At 44.8% G+C, this 18,983-nt stretch carries 19 protein-coding genes; 4 read left to right on the top strand and 15 right to left on the bottom strand.

Annotation, left to right across the window (positions count from 1 at the left end; all coding sequences use genetic code 11):
* The first annotated feature begins 48 nt into the window (after positions 1 to 48).
* Positions 49 to 1,128: a coiled-coil domain-containing protein gene (locus MKY44_RS19555; protein ID WP_341008206.1), complete on the top strand. Its 1,080-nt coding sequence runs from the start codon at positions 49 to 51 to the stop codon at positions 1,126 to 1,128.
* Positions 1,129 to 1,227: 99 nt separating this feature from the next.
* On the opposite strand, the gene MKY44_RS19560 is transcribed toward MKY44_RS19555, so the two are convergent.
* Together MKY44_RS19560 and MKY44_RS19565 are read right to left on the bottom strand one after the other, a co-directional pair.
* A complete protein-coding gene (locus tag MKY44_RS19560; RefSeq protein WP_341008208.1) occupies positions 1,228 to 2,499 on the bottom strand; it encodes an ABC transporter substrate-binding protein in 1,272 nt (423 codons plus the stop codon).
* Positions 2,500 to 2,720: 221 nt separating this feature from the next.
* Complete coding sequence (locus tag MKY44_RS19565; RefSeq protein WP_024628438.1) at positions 2,721 to 4,055, bottom strand: PhoH family protein; 1,335 nt, start codon at positions 4,053 to 4,055, stop codon at positions 2,721 to 2,723.
* 152 nt (positions 4,056 to 4,207) lie between these two features.
* On the opposite strand from MKY44_RS19565, the gene MKY44_RS19570 reads away from it, so the two are divergent.
* Positions 4,208 to 4,903 (top strand): YhcN/YlaJ family sporulation lipoprotein, encoded by a 696-nt coding sequence (locus MKY44_RS19570; protein ID WP_341008210.1) that lies wholly within the window; start codon positions 4,208 to 4,210, stop codon positions 4,901 to 4,903.
* A 7-nt stretch (positions 4,904 to 4,910) separates the two neighbouring features.
* Here MKY44_RS19570 and MKY44_RS19575 read toward each other — a convergent pair whose 3' ends face one another.
* The 6 genes from MKY44_RS19575 to MKY44_RS19600 form a co-directional block, all read right to left on the bottom strand.
* Entirely contained in the window at positions 4,911 to 5,363 is a 453-nt protein-coding gene (locus MKY44_RS19575) for a pyridoxamine 5'-phosphate oxidase family protein (RefSeq protein WP_339186449.1), read from the bottom strand.
* A gap of 98 nt (positions 5,364 to 5,461) precedes the next feature.
* Positions 5,462 to 6,523, bottom strand: a complete 1,062-nt coding sequence (locus MKY44_RS19580; RefSeq protein ID WP_341008212.1) for an LCP family protein — start codon at positions 6,521 to 6,523, stop codon at positions 5,462 to 5,464.
* A gap of 90 nt (positions 6,524 to 6,613) precedes the next feature.
* The gene (locus MKY44_RS19585) at positions 6,614 to 6,910 is read right to left on the bottom strand and encodes a YlaH-like family protein (RefSeq protein ID WP_036614990.1); all 297 of its coding nucleotides are present in this window, start codon (positions 6,908 to 6,910) and stop codon (positions 6,614 to 6,616) included.
* Between the two features lie 305 nt (positions 6,911 to 7,215).
* Positions 7,216 to 9,060 (bottom strand): translational GTPase TypA, encoded by a 1,845-nt coding sequence (typA, locus tag MKY44_RS19590; RefSeq protein WP_340913955.1) that lies wholly within the window; start codon positions 9,058 to 9,060, stop codon positions 7,216 to 7,218.
* A gap of 177 nt (positions 9,061 to 9,237) precedes the next feature.
* On the bottom strand, positions 9,238 to 9,732 hold the full coding sequence (locus MKY44_RS19595; RefSeq protein WP_340913953.1) for a hypothetical protein: 495 nt from the start codon (positions 9,730 to 9,732) through the stop codon (positions 9,238 to 9,240).
* A 297-nt stretch (positions 9,733 to 10,029) separates the two neighbouring features.
* A complete protein-coding gene (locus MKY44_RS19600) occupies positions 10,030 to 10,689 on the bottom strand; it encodes a TerC family protein (protein ID WP_340913951.1) in 660 nt (219 codons plus the stop codon).
* Positions 10,690 to 10,776: 87 nt separating this feature from the next.
* Between MKY44_RS19600 and MKY44_RS19605 the strand changes: the two genes are divergently transcribed.
* Positions 10,777 to 11,487: a TerC family protein gene (locus tag MKY44_RS19605; RefSeq protein ID WP_047843768.1), complete on the top strand. Its 711-nt coding sequence runs from the start codon at positions 10,777 to 10,779 to the stop codon at positions 11,485 to 11,487.
* 122 nt (positions 11,488 to 11,609) lie between these two features.
* On the opposite strand, the gene thiI is transcribed toward MKY44_RS19605, so the two are convergent.
* From thiI to MKY44_RS19635, 6 genes are all read right to left on the bottom strand, one after another.
* A complete protein-coding gene (gene thiI, locus MKY44_RS19610) occupies positions 11,610 to 12,851 on the bottom strand; it encodes a tRNA uracil 4-sulfurtransferase ThiI (protein ID WP_036615288.1) in 1,242 nt (413 codons plus the stop codon).
* A 5-nt stretch (positions 12,852 to 12,856) separates the two neighbouring features.
* A complete protein-coding gene (locus MKY44_RS19615) occupies positions 12,857 to 14,005 on the bottom strand; it encodes a cysteine desulfurase family protein (protein WP_341008214.1) in 1,149 nt (382 codons plus the stop codon).
* Between the two features lie 172 nt (positions 14,006 to 14,177).
* A complete protein-coding gene (locus MKY44_RS19620) occupies positions 14,178 to 14,930 on the bottom strand; it encodes a lytic transglycosylase domain-containing protein (RefSeq protein WP_341008216.1) in 753 nt (250 codons plus the stop codon).
* 190 nt (positions 14,931 to 15,120) lie between these two features.
* Positions 15,121 to 15,534: a hypothetical protein gene (locus tag MKY44_RS19625; protein WP_445670657.1), complete on the bottom strand. Its 414-nt coding sequence runs from the start codon at positions 15,532 to 15,534 to the stop codon at positions 15,121 to 15,123.
* Between the two features lie 35 nt (positions 15,535 to 15,569).
* On the bottom strand, positions 15,570 to 15,788 hold the full coding sequence (locus tag MKY44_RS19630; protein WP_074095869.1) for a DUF1540 domain-containing protein: 219 nt from the start codon (positions 15,786 to 15,788) through the stop codon (positions 15,570 to 15,572).
* A gap of 165 nt (positions 15,789 to 15,953) precedes the next feature.
* Positions 15,954 to 16,460 (bottom strand): YpuI family protein, encoded by a 507-nt coding sequence (locus MKY44_RS19635; protein ID WP_062835484.1) that lies wholly within the window; start codon positions 16,458 to 16,460, stop codon positions 15,954 to 15,956.
* A gap of 283 nt (positions 16,461 to 16,743) precedes the next feature.
* Here MKY44_RS19635 and MKY44_RS19640 point away from each other — a divergent pair, with 283 nt between their 5' ends.
* Positions 16,744 to 18,618 carry a S8 family peptidase gene (locus MKY44_RS19640; protein WP_341008217.1) on the top strand — a complete coding sequence of 625 codons (1,875 nt, stop codon included), beginning with the start codon at positions 16,744 to 16,746 and terminating at the stop codon, positions 18,616 to 18,618.
* A 102-nt stretch (positions 18,619 to 18,720) separates the two neighbouring features.
* Here MKY44_RS19640 and MKY44_RS19645 read toward each other — a convergent pair whose 3' ends face one another.
* Positions 18,721 to 18,978, bottom strand: coding sequence for a hypothetical protein (locus tag MKY44_RS19645; protein WP_076211601.1), 258 nt, complete (start codon positions 18,976 to 18,978; stop codon positions 18,721 to 18,723).
* Positions 18,979 to 18,983 lie beyond the last annotated feature (5 nt).

The following is an 18,983-nucleotide window of genomic DNA, read 5'->3' on the forward strand; positions in this document are numbered from 1 at the left end:
ACAAGCCTGTACGATTGTCATTTAAGAAGTTGAAAGGAGAATGGATCGGTGAAACGTCAATACGGCATTTTCGCCTTTATATTATGCATCATTTTATTCCTCCAGCTACCTTTAGCCCATGCCTATGGAGAGTCTTCACCTGAGGATACACGTGAGATATTGCAAAAAAGTCTATCCATCGTTGAAATCGATCACGAAATCGAACGCATCGCCGAAAGGCAGAAGCAGCTGGCTCAACAATACGAGACATTATCCGTCCAGCTTCAGGAACAGGAAGAGCAGATACATATTCAGCAAGATCGGGCCGGAGCTGTAGTGAGGTCCTACTACACAGGAGAACGCGACAGCCTCCTCATGACGGTCCTGGGAGCCAGGTCATTCAAAGACCTGTTTGTACTGTATGATTATTACCAGATTATTATCGGACGGGATCAGGCTGTGCTGGACAAGTATCAGGACCGTTATCGCAACCTGCAACAGACTTCCACTCAGATTCGTCAGACTACAACAGAATTAACCGAAATGAAGACTAATCTTCAAAACCAGCGGGAACGTGTAGTCACCTTGCAAAAAGAAGTGGATGCCCAAATAGCCACCAGCGGAGATGCGGCAGCGATTCAGAAACTGATGGATGAACTGACCCTTTATTGGGAGAATATCGGCATCTATGAGGTGAAACGATATTTCAAAGCATTGGCATCTGCCATGCAGAACCTGCCTGATTTTATCCAAAAACAAAACGGAGGTATATCCACGACTGGAACAACGTATACGATTCGAATTGGGCAGGATGAGCTTAATGCATTTCTACGTTCCCAAAATCCAATCTTTGAAGACTTTGCCTTTCAGTTTAACCAGGATAAGATTATAGCTTCCGGTCAGCGGGATCAGTTGCAATTAAGCATTGAAGGACATTATACGGTAGAAAATGAACCTCAAAACTCCATTCGTTTTCATGTGGACAAACTTGTATTCAACCAGCTTGAATTACCAGACACCACTCGCCGAATGCTGGAAAGAGAATTTGACCTTGGGTTCTATCCACAGAAAATCCTGTCGTTTGTCAAAGCAACCGACGTTTCAACAAGTGAAGGCATACTGGAAGTAAAACTAGCCATATCATTTTAAAGAGGTTGTTCAAAAAGTCCGCTTTTGATTACGAAGGATGCCTTGTGGCATCATCAGCATCGAAGTTGAAAACCTGACTTTTTGAACACGATCTTAAAGTTAATTCGTCGTTCGAATACTGTCTACGTATTGATTCGCTGTAATTTCTCCCTTTAAGAATTGTTGTACTTTTTGATGAAAACGAGTTATTAGAGCATGACTTTCGGTCGTTGCAGCAGGGACAACTTGGGTGGTCGAGAACCAGGATTGTCCCTTTGTCATGTCGTAACGTCCAATGAGTTTCTCAGACTCCAAATCCAGCTCCTGTTGCTTTGCGGGCAACCGGTTAACCTGTTGGTACCATTTCAGCTGTGTCGTAGCGGACGTCATTCCTTCAATCCATCTACTGGCCTCCTCAGCCTCAACCGAACCTGCAGTAATGACAAGACTTCTGGAGTTTACAGTTTCCAAGGTTTCAAAAGAAATCTGCTCCAAAGAATCTTTATCAACTGTACTCGCTTGATCTGCACTTAAAAATTGAGATAACAATGATACAACCATTGGTGTGCCGTTCTGGTCAATAGTTGGAGAGAACTCTGGATTGGTAGACTCAAGCTTAATAAGGGGCTGAATCTGATTCATCAACTGAATCCCCTGCTGAAGATCCCCCGTTTGCGAATCTATTTGTGTTCGTTTAACTTGATCTGGTGCCATCCTCGGTTCCAAATGATTCAGCCATGCATTTGTCCCGTACATATCATTGATGTTCATTGTAATTATAGGGGTGCCTTCCGCAATGGCTTGTTGAGTAAGTTTGACCCACTGATCTTTATTTCGAGGTAATGACTCCAGACCAGCTCTCTTCAGAAATGAAGATTGGGCTGCCAGAATGTACGGATCAAAATCAAAAGGCATTCCCCACTGATAACCATTCCACTCTGTCAATCCCCGTAACCCAACTACCGTATCTCCTAGCGACTTCGATAATGTTGTTCCGTTTAACGGATACAGGTACCCTTTTTGGGCATAGTATTGCACTTCCTCACTATCCAGCAGAACAACATCACCGTTCTCCCCTAGTGAAAATTCAAGATCCAAAACATGCTTATATGTATCCGGCTTCTCATTCCGAAGATTAATCTCTACCAGCTGAGAAGCAGCAACTTCTTTAGCTATTTTTTGAAAGGCTTGAAACTCTTCATCCGACATGGCCACTACAATCTCCAGCGGAGCTTGAGCATCTTCATTACGGGAAGAAGACCCAGGAAAAGCATCCTTTTCCTGATCGCGTTCTTGATTGAGCAGCGAACCTCTAAAGTCAAAACTCGGTGACAAGATCGTTAACGAAAGCAGCAATACCGCGAACAAAACAACCTGATGTCTACGCTTCATTAACTTCCCTCCCTGTTCACCTAGTTTTTTCCTGCAGCAATTATTGTAACAAATAAGTAGTACTCTTGTCCTACCCTGCCGAAAAACACTTTTTCGGATTTTTGCATAATACGAGCATATCGAGTTCTGTGTAATAACGCTTACTTATTTTTTCAGCAAAAAGCCGACTCCAGGAGCCGGCTTTAATAACAACATTTTCCGGGAAATAAATCCCCTGAATTTTACAATAAATCAGCTGCAAGCTGTGCCAGCTTGGACCGTTCTCCTTTTTCGAGCATGATGTGTCCGCTGATTCCCTCTTGTTTGAACCGTTCCACGATATACGTCAGACCATTACTCGCAGAATCAAGATACGGATGGTCTATCTGTTCGGGGTCTCCCATCAAAATAATCTTACTGCCTTCACCGACCCTGGATACAATGGTCTTCACTTCGTGGCGCGACAGGTTCTGGGCTTCATCAATAATGATAAACTGTCCAGGTATCGATCTTCCACGAATATACGTTAAGGCCTCCACCTGAATACTGCCAAGCCCCATTAGGATTTTATCGATATCTCCGGCTTTTTTGGTGTCAAACAAAAACTCCAGATTATCATAAATCGGCTGCATCCATGGACGAAGTTTTTCTTCCTTCTCACCAGGCAAATAACCGATATCTTTCCCCATCGGAACAACAGGACGAGCAATCAACAATTTTTTGTATTTATGATCATCCTCTACCTTAAGCAGACCTGCTGCAAGTGCCAGCAAGGTTTTCCCTGTTCCAGCTTTACCGGTGATGGTAACAAGCGGGATGTCATCATTCAAAAGCAGTTCCAATGCCATGCGTTGTTGTGCGTTACGTGCGCTAATGCCCCAGACATTGTCATTGCTGAGGAAAAGCGGCTCCAGCTTTGTTCCCTCTGTGTTCACTTTAAGCAAAGCCGATTTATTGGTTCCCATCTCATCCTTGAGAATGACAAATTCATTCGGATACAACGAATAAGACAACTGCAACGGTTTGATTGGTAAAAAACGATATGTGTAAAACTCATCAATCACTGACGGATGAACTTTTAGGGCCGTATAACCTGGATATAACTCACTGAGTCCTGCCGTCCGATCTGATAAGTAATCCTGTGTGAACAGACCAAGTACATCCGCTTTGATACGCACAAGTACATCTTTACTGACAAGCACGACCTGACGTTCGACTACTTCCTTTTCATTCTCCTCAATCTGATAATTCAGTGCGACAGCCAAAATGCGATTATCGTTGGACACTTCACCAAACATTTCCTGAACTTTCACGAAACTCCGATGATTCAGCTCTACTTTCAGGTTACCTCCATTAGCCAAAGGTACCCCACTGTGCAAGTGACCCAGCTCTCGTAATCCATCCAACAGTCTGGATACATTACGGGCATTACGCCCAATTTCATCGGCATTTCTTTTTTTGGAGTCGATCTCCTCCAGTACAACCGCGGGAATGATTACCTCATGTTCCTCAAAGGCAAATATGGCATTGGGGTCATGCAGAAGCACGTTGGTATCCAATACAAAAATCTTTTTCATTCAATCCCCTCCAAAGCGGCGTCGTTAAAGGCATGAATAGTGTGATCTTTCAGCAGCGGCATGGACAATCATGATCCCATACATAAATGTATTCGACTAGGGCAAAATAATTGTCAACCATTCTGAAAAACTCCAAGAAAGGATGAATATTTATGAAAATATGGGTTTGCACGCTGCTTCTGATCTTTATACTTACAGGTTGCAACAGTTCCACACGCAGCGCTTCGCCGAATCAAGGTACACATGCGAAAGGTTACGGAGGAAATGTAACAACTCAGCAAGATCAAGGGAAAGGATCTCACATGCTCAATGCACAGGAAGATCGGATGAATCCTTCACGTTTGGACCGTCTCAATGAGAATACAGGTGAAGTCCATGATACCAACATTGCGGATGATGCACAGAGTGGCCGGATGCCCAATGAAAAACGAATCAATCACCTTAAAGCCCTTGCCAAGCAAGTAGAAGGTGTTGAAGATGCGAACTGCGTCATACTCGGTAATACAGCCGTAGTTGGCATCGATGTTGATGGTGAACTGGAACGTGCTCGAGTTGGTACCATTAAGTACGCTGTTGCCGAAGCACTTCGTAAAGATCCCGAAGGTGTAGATTCCATCGTTACTGCAGATGCAGATGTCACTGAACGAATTAAAGAGATCGGTGAACATATTCGTCAAGGGCACCCAATCTCCGGTTTTGCTTCAGAACTCGCTGACATGGTGGGACGAATTATCCCTCAACTCCCGAAAGACGTCAAAGTCCGTCAAAATCCGGATGAACCCATGAACCAAAAACAACAAATGCAGCAGCTGCATTCATCGGACAAAAGACAACAAAAAGCCCAGTGATCTCTCACTAGGCTTTTTTCATGGCAGCAAAAACCTGCTCATCTAATTTCTCAGCAGCACGCTGATCATATATTTTGACATATTGAGGCACAGAGGACAATTGAGCGCCGTAAAACAGAGCATTCCTCACCGCTTCAATTGTAATGTCGAAACAGCACATATTAAATGGAACGTCCAGCAGCGGATCTTGTCGTACCACAGCACGTCCGTTCACTGCGTACACCGTCTCTTCTCCAAAGACAGTAACCGTAATGAGCGGATTAGTAATCATGTTATTCACTAAACGTGAACGATGATCAATTGCTACACGAAAAGTAGAAGCATTCTCCGCATAAATCCAGGAGATGGCTGTTGAAGTCGGACCTCCGGATTCTACATCCACTGTGCTCAGAAGCACAAAGGTCTCATTCTTGAATTGCTGTAAAAGAGATTCAGTTAATTGTGTGACGGCTTCGGACATTCAACCAGCCCCCTAACCTTCTTTATGCAATTCTTATACTTGATTTATGTTATTATAGCATACCGATTAACGTGCTTCCAATCCCAAAAGAATGAAGGTTATTCGCTTGAAGGCGAAGCAGTTACTTTACCTGAAAGTGTATCTTGTAAAGCCTGCTTGGCATTGGCAAGTTCCGTTTCATTAATATACACATATGGACTTCTCCACTCTCCAGTAACCGGAGTATAATGCACATCCGAAGTGGAAATGTTCCAATACGTCGAGATAAAGTTTTTCATTTGTTCCGATTCCACATCTGTCGTCATATTCTTGTCCACTGCACCAATCACTTTGCTGATCTTTGTAATGCCCCCAAGAGATTTCATCTGATCCAGCATGGAGTTCAGCACTTGGTTTTGACGTTTGTTACGATCAAAGTCATTGGATTCATCAGTCTTTGGATTACAATTGGATTTGCGGTAACGAACAAAATCTAGTGCTGCTTTACCATCGAGATGTTGTGCGCCTGCGACCAGATTGATATCTGTACCATCGGCTGTATCTCTATAACACATATTTTTATCCACAGTCACATCCACGCCACCCACGGCATTGACAGCATCACGGAATGCCTGGAAATTCAGGACGGTTGTATAATTAATATCTACACCCAAATACTTGCCCATCATTTCTTTCATCTGATCCTCTGCATTTTTGCCAGTGGTTTTTTCCTGTGCTTTGAATCTTGGATAATAGGAATTCAGCTTGTTGGATTTGTACCCATCCAATTGAATACGCGTGTCTCGAGGCAAAGATACAATGGTTGCCGTCTTGGTCTCCGGATTCAACGAAGCCACCATAACAACATCCGAGAGATATGTGCCAGTTTCAGGACGGTTATCTGTGCCTAATAACAGCATCGTGATCGGTTTGGTTGTGGCTGACATCCCGGGAGGTACCGGTTTATCGATGCCTGTATCCACGACTTGATTGTATACCCAGTATGCATATCCACCGCCTACCACAATGGCAATAACCAATAGACTTAAAAGGATTCTGCCAAAAGCATTCATTCTCTTTTTCTTCTTAGGCTGCTTGCCCTTGCCATTCTTCGATCCAGAAGCACCGGATTGCGTCGGTGCCTGTCTCCGTGGAGGCAGTCCGTTCGAATTTGAGTTCATATCTTCAACACCTTTATCACATCTGTTTTTGTCTAAATAAAAGACAACCGCTTTCCCTAAGGAAAACGGATGGTCTGTACAAGACAGGATTTATGAGTTTCGAGCGGCAGCTTCCGCTTTTTTCTTTTGACGACCTTCAATAAAATAACGCACTCTCACTAACAACATCAAACCAACCGCGACCAACAAACATTGAATGATGGGCAGCTTGTCGATCTGAAAAATAAGAAGCATGAATGTGCCCATCGCCATCAAAATATAGAGAACGATTTCCTTACCAAGTGGCAATTTCTGACGTACCCGAAACACCTTGTTATATACGTAAGTAATCAATACAAAGATGACGATGTAGGCTACGATCGGGTGTGATGCGAACCATGCTTGCATGCACAGCCAGCTCCTTTCGTGTTCATGCTAGAGTATAAGTTAACTGGTTGATGGAACAACACCAACAACATTAATTACAAAGCTCTGAAATATGACCGTTTCGGATTCGGATCGTTCTTTTGGTCGCTGTTATCCCCAGATTTTTTTGATCCATTTTTCAATGGTAAAATCCGGGGATAAAGGCGAACGCTTCGCTCCTACAGAATCGATTCCGTATCCTCCACTACTTTAGTGGGTTGTAATCAACGCCGATGGTGCATATGTGTTCCATCAAATGCTAACTTATATAGTTTATTTTGTTGTTATTAAGCTTTAGAAGCCATTTTGCGTTGTTTTTCTGCACGCTCACGCTCGGATTTGTTCAGGATCTTCTTACGAAGACGAATGGATTTTGGTGTAATCTCACAAAATTCATCTTCATTCAGATATTCAAGCGCCTGTTCCAACGAGAAGATAATCGGAGTTTTAATTTTAACCGTATCATCTTTACCGGAAGAACGAACGTTAGTCAGTTGTTTTTCTTTGCAGATGTTAACAACGATATCATTGTCACGTGTATGTTCACCAACAATCATACCTTCGTAGATTTCAGTACCTGGCTCCAAGAAGAGCGTACCGCGATCTTCAACGCCCATCATGCCATAGAACGTAGATGTACCTGTTTCAGTTGAAATCAGCACGCCTTGGTGACGTCCACCCACTTGACCAGATACTACTGGAGCGTAGCTGTCAAATGCATGGTTCATTACACCGTAACCACGAGTCAATGTCAGGAAGTTTGTGCTATATCCGATCAAACCACGTGCTGGAATCAGGAACTCCAGACGAACTTGACCACTACCTGTGTTAACCATGTTAACCATCTCTGCTTTACGTGCGCCCAGGCTCTCCATTACGGAACCCATGCTCTCTTCAGGGATATCAATCAACAAGCGCTCAACAGGTTCCATTTTCTTACCGTCAACTTCTCTTACGATAACTTCTGGTTTGGATACTTGAAGCTCATATCCTTCACGACGCATATTTTCAATCAGGATACCCAAGTGAAGCTCACCACGTCCGGAAACGATAAATGCATCAGGGCTATCCGTTTCGTCAACACGTAGGGAAACGTCTGTTTCCAACTCTTTTAACAAACGCTCACGAAGTTTACGGGAAGTTACCCATTTACCTTCACGACCTGCGAATGGACTGTTGTTCACGAGGAACGTCATTTGCAGTGTTGGCTCATCAATTTTCAGAACTGGCAAAGCTTCCGGGTTGTTAGGGTCGGCAATGGTTTCACCAATGTTGATGTCCTTGATCCCTGCAATGGCAACGATGTCACCTGCTCCTGCTTCTTCCGTCTCAATACGTTTGAGACCTTGGAAACCAAACAGTTTCTCGATACGTGCAGTTTTGCTCTTACCATCACGCATAATAACCGTTACCGATTGTCCTTGACGGATCACACCGCGGTTAACACGACCAATGGCAATACGGCCAAGGTATTCATTGTAGTCCATCAAAGTAACGAGGAATTGAAGCGGTTCTTCAACATTTTCGGTAGGGTGTGGGATATGACTAACGATGGTATTGTAGATCGCCATCATGTTGTCATCTTGTTTGGCAGGATCATTATCCATGCTGGATGTTCCGTTCAATGCGGAAGCATATACAACAGGGAATTCGAGTTGTTGATCGTTGGCACCCAGTTCAATGAACAGGTCCAATACTTCATCAATAACCTCAGTCGGACGAGCCGCTGGACGGTCAATTTTGTTTACAACAACGATTGGTGTCAGGTTATGCTCAAGTGCTTTACGAAGTACAAACTTCGTTTGTGGCATACAGCCTTCATAAGCATCAACAACGAGCAATACACCGTCAACCATTTTCATGATACGTTCAACTTCACCACCGAAGTCGGCGTGTCCTGGTGTATCCACAATATTAATCAGGTAATCTTTATAAGTTATAGCCGTGTTTTTGGCCAAAATCGTAATACCGCGTTCACGCTCCAAATCGTTGGAGTCCATTACGCGCTCCTGTACCGTTTCGTGATCTCGGTAAGTACCGGATTGCTGGAGCAACTTGTCAACGAGTGTTGTTTTTCCGTGGTCGACGTGGGCAATAATCGCAATATTGCGAATGTGTTCTCTTGAATGCATGTTTTGTATCCATATCCTTTCCAATTTCAAATCATATCTACTTAAACTTCCCGCAATTTCGCAGGTTACTCACAAAATAAGCGTCGGTGATATCCCGACGCATGTCTATATCCCTTATATTATAGTTTATTATAGGTAAAAATCAAGATATTTCGCACGAAAAGACCACTGGGAATGTTACCAGCCTCTCCCTTGACGTCCTCGTCCAAGTAATAACCAGACTCCACCCAAGATCAAAAGGACAGCAAGTACATAGATTATTCCCGTTTGCAGCAAGGTAAATCCGAATAATATGATGGACACTGCACCAAGGATCAAAGCTGCAGGTAACACATATTCCGGTCTTCGTCGTTCAGCCATTCCATATTCGAGTAACCCTATGGCGATCCCAAGCAAGAATGCTGGCCACAGCCTGCTCATAAGTCCAACGCCCCATGTATTCGTTATACTGAATAAAACACCATACACCGTTAGTATGCCGGCAGGAACGAGTGACCACGATGGTGAAATACGCGCATAATATAACGCATGAAGGGCGATGCCTGGCAGCAGGATCAGCAAAGGCCAGAAATTACGACCAATAAATCCAAACACGCCAAACTTGCCAAGCAGAATAATAATTCCCGCAGCTGCAATAAATAGTCCAATCGCTTTTTCATTTCTCATCCTCATCTAAAATCACCTCTTATACTATGGCTATGTACTTTATTTCTTCATAAACGATAGACATTCCATGTTGACTGTTGATATTCAAACCTATAATCATGCTTCTAGTGTATCCGATGTTTCGGCAAAAAACTATACTTTATGTCGCACTTTGCGTGTGTCCTTTACCTGTATTACCCTAAAATGTGCAACTTATGACCAGCCCAATGGTTGTTGTATTGACAAGCGGATTATCTCACCACAAAACCGCCTAAACCGGACGGTTCAGACGGTCATATGTTCAAGCTTTTATCCAAAATTAAACTATGCGTTCTTCCGCACAAATTTATGTGCGCCTCCAATCGCAACCACAAGACAAGCCATGGCTACGGGTAGCAGCGTATGCACCTCTGATGTCATACCTCCCAGCCATTCTCCTAACTTGGGGTCTTTCATTACCATCTCACCTGCTGTGAAGGCCAGGATGCCTGATCCAACGAATACAAGAATCGGAAATCGCTTCAACAAACCAACAATCAACCCACTCCCCCATACGACGATGGGGATACTGATTGCAATCCCGATGACGATCAGAGCCAAATCTCCATCTGCCAAAGCAGCTATGGCCAAAACATTATCCAAGCTCATTACAAAATCGGCAATCAGAATGGTTTGAATGGCTTTCCAGGTCGTAGAAGCTTCTCGAATATGTACTTCATCCTCATTTTGAAGCAGCAGCTTTACTGCAATCCAGAGTAACAGCAGCCCACCTGCCGCTTGGATAAAGGGAATTCCCAGCAATAATACCGCTACAAAGGTTAACACACAACGCAGCAGCACCGCACCAAAAGCTCCCCACCATACCGCTTTTTTGCGTTGTATTGGTGGCAGATCCTTGCTGGCAAGTGCAATAACAACCGCATTATCTCCACTTAATACCAGATTGATCATTAAAATTTCAGTTAACAGCCATAGTGTATCCATGTCCTCATCCCCCCACATTAACTTGTATGTCGGAGTTGTCCATGCTATTCTTAATGATTGAACCGTATATAAGGAGTGACATATCTCATGGAGCTATTTAGTCCCACATTCTGGCTGGCTTTGCTGAACGTTGTCTTTATTGATCTAATTCTGGCTGGGGATAATGCCATCGTCATTGGTCTCGCAGCTCGAAATTTGCACCCTTCCGTGCAGAAAAAGGCGATTCTATATGGAACTGGCGGCGCACTTTTGATTCGAATTTTAGCAACAGTTGTTGTTTTATGGTTGCTTAAAGTTCCGTGGCTCTTGCTTGTGGGAGGCATACTCCTGATCTGGATTGCCTATAAATTATTGGCGGATCAGGGAGATGAACACAATGATGTCCAAGCGGGAACTTCCTTGTGGACTGCTATTCGTACCATTGTGATCGCGGATGCAGCCATGGGATTAGATAACGTGATTGCAGTTGCTGGAGCAGCGCAGCAGCATCTCGTGCTTGTCATCCTTGGACTCCTGATTAGTGTACCTATTATCGTCTGGGGCAGTACCCTGTTTATCAAGCTAATTAATCACTTTCCTTGGATCATCTATGTCGGAGCCATTGTTCTCGGGTATACGGCTTCCAATATGATCACTGAGGAACAGCGACTCTTGCCTTACTTTACTGAACATCCGGCATTGCGCATTCTCTTTATCGTTGTAGTTATTGCAGGTGTAGTCTTTGCAGGTTATCGCAAACGCTCCAGCAGTTCCAGCCACAAGGGATCTGGTGGGGAACAGCAGCGCTCCTATTCGTAGGCTAATTTAAACTAAAAATTTCATCTGAATACAGCAAAGGACTGAACGATATTTCATCGGACAGTCCTTTTTTGCAGTTAACATAGCCCTTATTATGTCAGCCATGCTAATTTTTATTGAGTTTAGAACCAGTCATCCTTCATGCCATTGTCTCCTGTTGGATTCGTTACCACAGAAGTTTCACCGGCGTGCAGTGTGATCGTTTCAGTTTGTTCCACCGCCTGATCCACCCATTCTGACAGATGGCTCATTGTTGATTCTATTTTATCCACAATTCGAAGATTTGGATTGGTTGAAGGTGACTTTGGCACAAAGAGAGTACAGCAATCCTCATAAGGCAAAATAGAAATGTCATACGTTCCGATCTGTTTGGACAAGGTAATGATCTCCTGTTTATCCATCATAACCAGTGGTCGCAACAGTGGCAGATCCGTCGCACGACCAATGACATTCATACTCGGAAGAGTCTGACTCGCTACTTGGCCCAGGCTATCCCCGGTGATCAGTGCTAATGCCCGCTCACGCTCAGCAAGTTTGGAGGCAATTCGCAGCATTGAACGTCGCATCAGCGTAATAATCAGATTATCCTGACCCAGCTGGGTAAATGCCGTTTGGATCTCCGTAAACGGAACCAGATGCAGCTTGATTGTTCCTGCATGATCAGCAAGGGCACGTGCCAAATCAATGACTTTCTCTTTGGCGCGCTCGCTTGTGAACGGGTAACTGTAAAAATGTACACATTCTACTTCAAGTCCACGGCGCATGGAAGACCAAGCTGCCACCGGGCTGTCTATTCCACCTGATAGCAGTACCATTGCTTTGCCATTCGTGCCCAGCGGAAAGCCACCTACTGCCGGAATGGTTTCGTTGAAAATATAGGTACCCTGATCCCGAATTTCCACTCGCAGTTCAATATCAGGTTGGCGAACATCAACACTTAATTGCTGGAACTTCCGAAGGATCGGGGAACCAACCAAATGGTTCATTTCATGGGAAGAGTTCGGGAACTCTTTCCAAACCCGTCTTACATTTACCTTAAATGTGGTGCCTTCCTTGAATTCGTCTTCCCTTTCGTCCATAAACGCAACTGCAGTTTTCACAATCTCATCAAGCTCGGATGGAGTAACTTTAACCGGACTAATCGACATCACACCGAATACCCGCTTCAGCACCTTAATCAGTTCAGTATGTGATTCACCGCCAAGATCCACATAGACACGGCCATATTCTTTGCGAAGGCTCGCTCCTGGATAAGGTTTAAGCAAAGCTTTCACCTGTGTAATGATCGTTTTCTCAAATCGGGCACGATTTTTTCCTTTTAACATAAACTCTCCGAAACGGAGAAGCAGCATATCATATTTCATATCCATTACATCCGCCTTTCGAGGGGCCGCAACTGCGCCACCATCTGATGTAAAGCCTGTTCAAGCAAGGCTACATCTTCTTCTCTATGTTCATCTCCAAGACTAATACGCAATCCACCAGCAGCACAAGCTGCATCTCTGCCCATCGCAAGTAGAGTCCGACTCGGTTCAGCCGAACGCGAAGAGCAGGCAGATTGGGTCGATATGGTTACGCCAAGTTGCTCCAAGGTGTGCAGCGCTACTTCTGCCTTCATCCCGGGATAGGAGAAGTGTACAATATGAGGTGCACCCTCTGTGCGACTGTTTAATTCAAATTCAGGAATAACACGTATCGTTTCCATCAATCGATCACGGAGCACCGTTGAACGCCGGGCAAAATCAACCTGATCTTCTGCTGCCATTCGCATGGCCTTTGCCATACCTACCAGCAAAGCCACGTTCTCTGTGCCTGCTCTTAGTCCCTGCTCCTGTGATCCTCCTGACAATAGCGGCGTAAGCTCCACTCCACTACGCACATACAAGAGACCTGCTCCCTTCGGCCCACGAATCTTGTGAGCAGACAGACTGTACAGATCTGCACCCCAATCGGCAGGTCTCGCCTCCATTTTCCCAAAGCCCTGAACACCATCTACATGGAAAAGCACGCGTGATGCTTTCTTTTTGAGCTGTTTGCCGATCTCTGCAATCGGATGGATGGCTCCTGTTTCATTATTTACATGCATCAGACTCACAAGCACCGTGTCGGGCCTGATCGCGTCTACAACCTGCTGAGCGTTGACCTCTCCATCGGAATTCACGGGAACTAATGTCACTTCCCATCCCCACTGCTGCAATTGCATAACACTTTCGTACACAGAGGCATGCTCGGTAGCTGTTGTGATGATGTGTCTGCCTCGTGACTGATAACGTAATGCCGAACCTTTTATCGCAAGATTATTACTCTCGGTGGCACCGGAAGTAAATACAATCTCTTCTGGCTTAACGCCGATTGCCGCAGCACATCCAGATCGAGCACGACGCAGCAACTGATCGGCACGCTCTCCATACCCATGGATGGAGGACGGATTACCGAATTGTGTCTCCATAATTTCGGCCATCGTACGAATCACATCAGGATGGGGAGGTGTGGTCGCAGCATAATCAAAATATTTCAAATGAGGTTAGACCTCCCTTATCTCTTCGTTCTTGAACCTACAGTGAGCATTGTAACACGATACCCATACAACACAAAAAGACCAACCGGGAACAGGCGTTTCAAGCGCTACTGCTCCCACATTTGATCTCATCCTGCCTATCATGTGTTTTCACAAATGTCTATCTGTGAGTTTAGATCACATATTTCGACTGTGCCTTCTCTACCTTGGAGATATAATTCTGAGTTTCTGAAGGCAGACGGTTAAGTACACTCATCAGTTCGCTATCACTCGACACGCCCAGACGTGAAACACGACCTGGTCCTGCATTATATGCAGCAAGTGCCATCTTCACTTCTCCACCAAAACGCTGGAGCTGAAGGGAAAGATACTTCGTACCCGCATCAATGTTCTGGGCAGGATCAAATGAATTACTCACACCCAGCCCTGCAGCCGTGCCATCCATTAATTGCATGAGCCCTTTGGCACCGGCAGAGGACACGACATTTGGGTTAAAATTGGACTCTGTGTCAATGACGGCCTTGATCAATGATTCAGGAACACCGTACTTCGCACTTGCCTCAGCAATCAAAGATTCATAATCCGTAGGTACAGATGCACCGGAATTCACGATTCCTGTATTGGATGAAGATAATAAAGACTCAACGATGTTATTGGAGACAGAGGACGATCCTGCCGTATTTATATCCGGATTGTACGTGCTTCCGAGTTGCAGCCACAACAAACCATCACTGGATCTTTTGGAGACCGTCGCGGTGGAATCTGTATTGCTCGTCGAATTGGCACCCGTACCTAACAGCCCGTCCATCACATTGGCGAAATCCACTGTTGAACCAGCATCCGATGGTGATCCACTGGTTTGGTTATTCACATTGGACAATTGCAGTTCCAACAACTGCCGCGATCCGCTTGGATCAATCTGCATGAGTTATACCCACTCCCGTATAATTAAGCGTATTATGACCTTATTCTACATCGTTTTACAGCAAGGTTCCATTGTTTTCATAAAAATATATGAATCTACCCACCTAGCCTGCGCATATACGAAAAAAACCTTCTGTAATTCACCGCATTTGGGTGAGAACAGAAGGCTTTTGAATGAATCATTTTACACGTTAACGAGCGAATGGAATCATGAAAAAATAACTCAGCGTAGCTACAACACCCAGTCCAATGGACCAGGCTCCCGCTGTCTTCCGACCATTCACATATGCATAGTAACCCAGTACAGCTGCGGCCGGTCCAAGTACGATTGACCACATGAACAAAGACGCGATCCCGAAGGCAAGTCCCATGTAACCCGCAACCTTGCCTGTTGATTCCATGACCCGGTCTGCCTCATGCTTCTCAGGTACAGGCTCTGCCCGTTCGGTATCTCCAGTTCTTACGACAGTCGGAGGAGCGACCTCTGCCCCGTATTCTTCCCGATGTGCTTTTCTGGGATAATCGACGCGCATACGCTGTTTTTCACCGTCAACATTGATTTTAGGGCGATCCTGAAAATTAAACTTATTATCGTCATTTTTCATTGGGAAGCACCTCCGTTATGAATAGGGATGACTGCTCACTTGGGTTTGAACGTGTGACAGCATGTTGCAGAGGATGTGCGTGCATGATCATGATGATCGGAGTCAAATGTCTCACCGGCAAATTCCTCATGCAGACGACGGGTGGCATGTTGGTCAATGTCAATCATGATGGCATCAGCGTGGCAGAAGTTGTTCTCTCCCCAAAAGTTGCAGTTGGAGACGCTGCATTTGACAATTGGTTTGTCTTGGCTCATTTTTTATCACCTCGACTATTATTGTCTCCCCGCCACAAACCTGATATTCCCCGTCAAAATGCCAGATGATGACATGATCACACTTCGTCTGATTCTCACTAAAAACACAAAAAAACCGCCACAAGGGCGGTTTCGTCCAATTTCATATTCAGGTTTAAACGTTAATTAGGCGTGATTCCGTTGATTTTGCATACGGCGCTGAGTCAGGTAATCACTTTCATAATATGCCAGATCATCGCGCAATTCTTCGTACGTTTTGGAAACCTCAAGAATGACATCCCGTACTGCACGGATTGGCTTGTCACGGAAACGAATGGCATCTTGTCCTGTGTAAGCGTATCTTCCGTCTTCGGAATAACATTCATTTTTGGGATAGAAAAAGCTGTTTACGCATTGGTGATACGTATTATAAAGAGCCTTTTCGGCAAAATCGACATCAAAGTTGGCACGACGCAGCACAACGCCAAGTTTTTCGTAAGAAACTTCAGAAAAAACGAGCAAATGACGGAGATCTGAAAGAAATCCTTTGTAGAAGGCTGTTGATTCTTCCGTCTGATTCTGATCCAGTTCAGGCAAAGCATTCTCATTCAAAAATTTTTCAATCCGATCGATAGCCGGTTTTAACTTTTCCCTAGTTGACTCACATGTTTTCTGTACATTGGCTGCTGACATAAAGGTAGCTCCCCCTTAAATAAGTCCTTACATATAGGTCGGCCAACGGTGGTTTTCCCCTGACCTTTGAATTCTCAGCTATAATCCTACCATAAAAAGATGACGAGCGGTATCCCTTAATCATGCTTTCCGCTTCTGCCGTTAAACATGCCTATTATACGCAGTTAGACTCGAACCCGCCTGCATAAAAATATCCGCTTTTTCTAACGATAGATATAACCAGTGACAACGACGAAGCACTGTTAATGATTGTCCAAAATGAACGAAGGAGGTTCCATCCACCATGTCCAGACCGAAATGGATTAACTGGGCCCTTGCAGCTGGTGCAGGAGCACTCGCTCTGACGCTCCTGCTTCCAACATCCAATCGTCCCGAACCTAAGCCAGGTGCCCTGTCTGACTCTGCTCATGAGGAACACACGAGTAAGCAGCGTCTAAAAGTGCAGGATGTCAAAGCAACCGATCTTCTGACCCGTATGGATGCCAAGCAACATCTCAGTATCATGCTGGAGAAAACCGCCACAATGAATGCTGCGCAGGTTAGCCGATATGTGAATGATCTCCAAAGTTCACATGAACATATCAGATCCATTCATCTCATGAATACCAATGGCTCTTTTAACAAGCCCTTTGATCACGCCTCCACACAAGGAAGCAAGTTGGAACAACAGAAGCTTCAACATTCGCTCAACCTTGCCAAAAAAGCGGTAAACAAACATCAAAGTTTTGAATCCTCATCTTTTCCTTTGGGAAAAGAAAAATACTTTGTTATGGGGCAACCCTCCAAAGATGGCAAAAGAGCTGTAATTGCCTTGTTCAGTCAGAACGTATTAAATGCTGTTGAACAACATCAGCGCAAAAATCTGCGCATGATCCCTTATCCGCGTGAGGGTAAATTCAAAATTGAGTCTGTTCACCCGGATACGCTTAACGAAATCACAGTGAAGACCGGACATGATAATGCCAATGCCAGTCATTTTTATGAAAATGAAATCGTCATCCGTTTTCGCCAAGATCCCGGTGAACGGGATATGCGTATCATTAAATCCGATCTAAGAGCGCAATCTGCGCGCAAGCTGGGATACACATATGTTTTTCGATCAGAACACATGAGTTACAAACAATTGCATAGTTATTTCGAAAGCAAATGGAATCCACTCTATATGGAGCCCCACTATATGTATTTAACCAATGATACTGTAACTGAACAAACAGATGTAACGATACCCAATGACATTTTGTTCTCCGATTATCAGTGGAACCTGCCTGCAATTGAGACAAACAGAGGTTGGAATATTACCAAGGGAAACAAAGATGTCATCGTTGCGGTGGTCGACACGGGGGTTGATATGAATCATCCCGACCTGAAGGGCAAGCTCCTTGAGGGTTATAATGTGGTCGAGCCGGGAAGCAAACCGATGGATGATGTGGGACATGGGACACACGTCGCAGGCATTATCGGCGCTATTGTCAACAATAATGAAGGCGTGGCAGGCATGAGCTGGTATAACAAGGTACTACCGGTTAAAGTACTCGACAACTCAGGTTCTGGTACCACATATGCCGTTGCCGAAGGCATCATCTGGGCAGCCGATCATGGAGCCAAAGTGATCAACATGAGTCTCGGCAATTATGCTGATGCGCAATTTCTTCATGATGCCATTAAATACGCTTTTGACCGGGATATCGTCCTGATTGCAGCCACGGGGAACGATAATACCGAGCGTCCAGGATACCCTGCTGCTTATCCGGAAGTATTTGCCGTATCTGCTACGGACCCGGATATGAGCAAAGCTTCCTATTCCAACTACGGGGACTATGTGGATGTGATGGCTCCAGGGTCCAGTATCGCCAGTACCTATCCAAACAATCAGTATGCGGCCTTGTCTGGAACGTCCATGGCTAGCCCTCATGTAGCCGCACTTGCAGGTTTAATTCGTTCGTTGAACCCGGACTTGACCAACACGGAAGTGATGGATTTGATGCGCCAAAGTGTTATTGACCTCGGTGATCCGGGTCACGACAAGTATTTTGGCTATGGGCAAATCGATGTCTATAAGGCACTGCAAGCCGCATCAGGCAACAGCGCTCCTTTGCAGTTCTGGCCGCAACATGTCAGACAACAAATGGATAATACGATGAAAAAGTATACGCAGTAAGCGTAATGAGGATAATCTGTAAAAAATACAAAAGCAGCTGCGCCCCGGGGCGTACGCTGCTCTTTTTGGTTTATATCCAATTCCCCGGGGCACCCGCTGCGATTAGCGTTTGCGAGAAGATGTGCGGGCTTTGCTTGATTTTTTCACGGATTTTTTCTTCGGATTATGGCTGGATACATAACAAGGGTCTTCTTCTTTGACAACAACAGGATACATGTGATGATGAATCGGAACACAGTGATGTTTTTTGATCACTTCAATCGGGTGAATTACAGGCACGATTTGTGGGATGTAATAATCCTCAACAACCTGGATCGGGTCACAGACAATCGGGCAAAGCGGTGGACAGTAATGGTTCATTTCAA

Source organism: Paenibacillus sp. FSL R7-0026 (genome assembly GCF_038004485.1).
In the GTDB taxonomy this organism is placed as follows: Bacteria; Bacillota; Bacilli; order Paenibacillales; family Paenibacillaceae; genus Paenibacillus; species Paenibacillus xylanexedens_A.

Bases quoted from the DNA above. Each gene is read 5' to 3' on its own strand.
- MKY44_RS19585 (WP_036614990.1), bottom strand. From the start codon at position 6,910: ATGCAAGCATGGTTCGCATCACACCCGATCGTAGCCTACATCGTCATC.
- MKY44_RS19640 (WP_341008217.1), top strand. From the start codon at position 16,744: ATGTCCAGACCGAAATGGATTAACTGGGCCCTTGCAGCTGGTGCAGGA.
- MKY44_RS19645 (WP_076211601.1), bottom strand. From the start codon at position 18,978: ATGAACCATTACTGTCCACCGCTTTGCCCGATTGTCTGTGACCCGATC.
- MKY44_RS19595 (WP_340913953.1), bottom strand. From the start codon at position 9,732: ATGAGGATGAGAAATGAAAAAGCGATTGGACTATTTATTGCAGCTGCG.
- thiI (WP_036615288.1), bottom strand. From the start codon at position 12,851: ATGAAATATGATATGCTGCTTCTCCGTTTCGGAGAGTTTATGTTAAAA.
- MKY44_RS19560 (WP_341008208.1), bottom strand. From the start codon at position 2,499: ATGAAGCGTAGACATCAGGTTGTTTTGTTCGCGGTATTGCTGCTTTCG.
- MKY44_RS19635 (WP_062835484.1), bottom strand. From the start codon at position 16,460: ATGTCAGCAGCCAATGTACAGAAAACATGTGAGTCAACTAGGGAAAAG.
- typA (WP_340913955.1), bottom strand. From the start codon at position 9,060: ATGCATTCAAGAGAACACATTCGCAATATTGCGATTATTGCCCACGTC.
- MKY44_RS19600 (WP_340913951.1), bottom strand. From the start codon at position 10,689: ATGGATACACTATGGCTGTTAACTGAAATTTTAATGATCAATCTGGTA.
- MKY44_RS19565 (WP_024628438.1), bottom strand. From the start codon at position 4,055: ATGAAAAAGATTTTTGTATTGGATACCAACGTGCTTCTGCATGACCCC.
- MKY44_RS19580 (WP_341008212.1), bottom strand. From the start codon at position 6,523: ATGAACTCAAATTCGAACGGACTGCCTCCACGGAGACAGGCACCGACG.
- MKY44_RS19575 (WP_339186449.1), bottom strand. From the start codon at position 5,363: ATGTCCGAAGCCGTCACACAATTAACTGAATCTCTTTTACAGCAATTC.
- MKY44_RS19625 (WP_445670657.1), bottom strand. From the start codon at position 15,534: ATGAAAAATGACGATAATAAGTTTAATTTTCAGGATCGCCCTAAAATC.
- MKY44_RS19570 (WP_341008210.1), top strand. From the start codon at position 4,208: ATGAAAATATGGGTTTGCACGCTGCTTCTGATCTTTATACTTACAGGT.
- MKY44_RS19605 (WP_047843768.1), top strand. From the start codon at position 10,777: ATGGAGCTATTTAGTCCCACATTCTGGCTGGCTTTGCTGAACGTTGTC.
- MKY44_RS19630 (WP_074095869.1), bottom strand. From the start codon at position 15,788: ATGAGCCAAGACAAACCAATTGTCAAATGCAGCGTCTCCAACTGCAAC.
- MKY44_RS19620 (WP_341008216.1), bottom strand. From the start codon at position 14,930: ATGCAGATTGATCCAAGCGGATCGCGGCAGTTGTTGGAACTGCAATTG.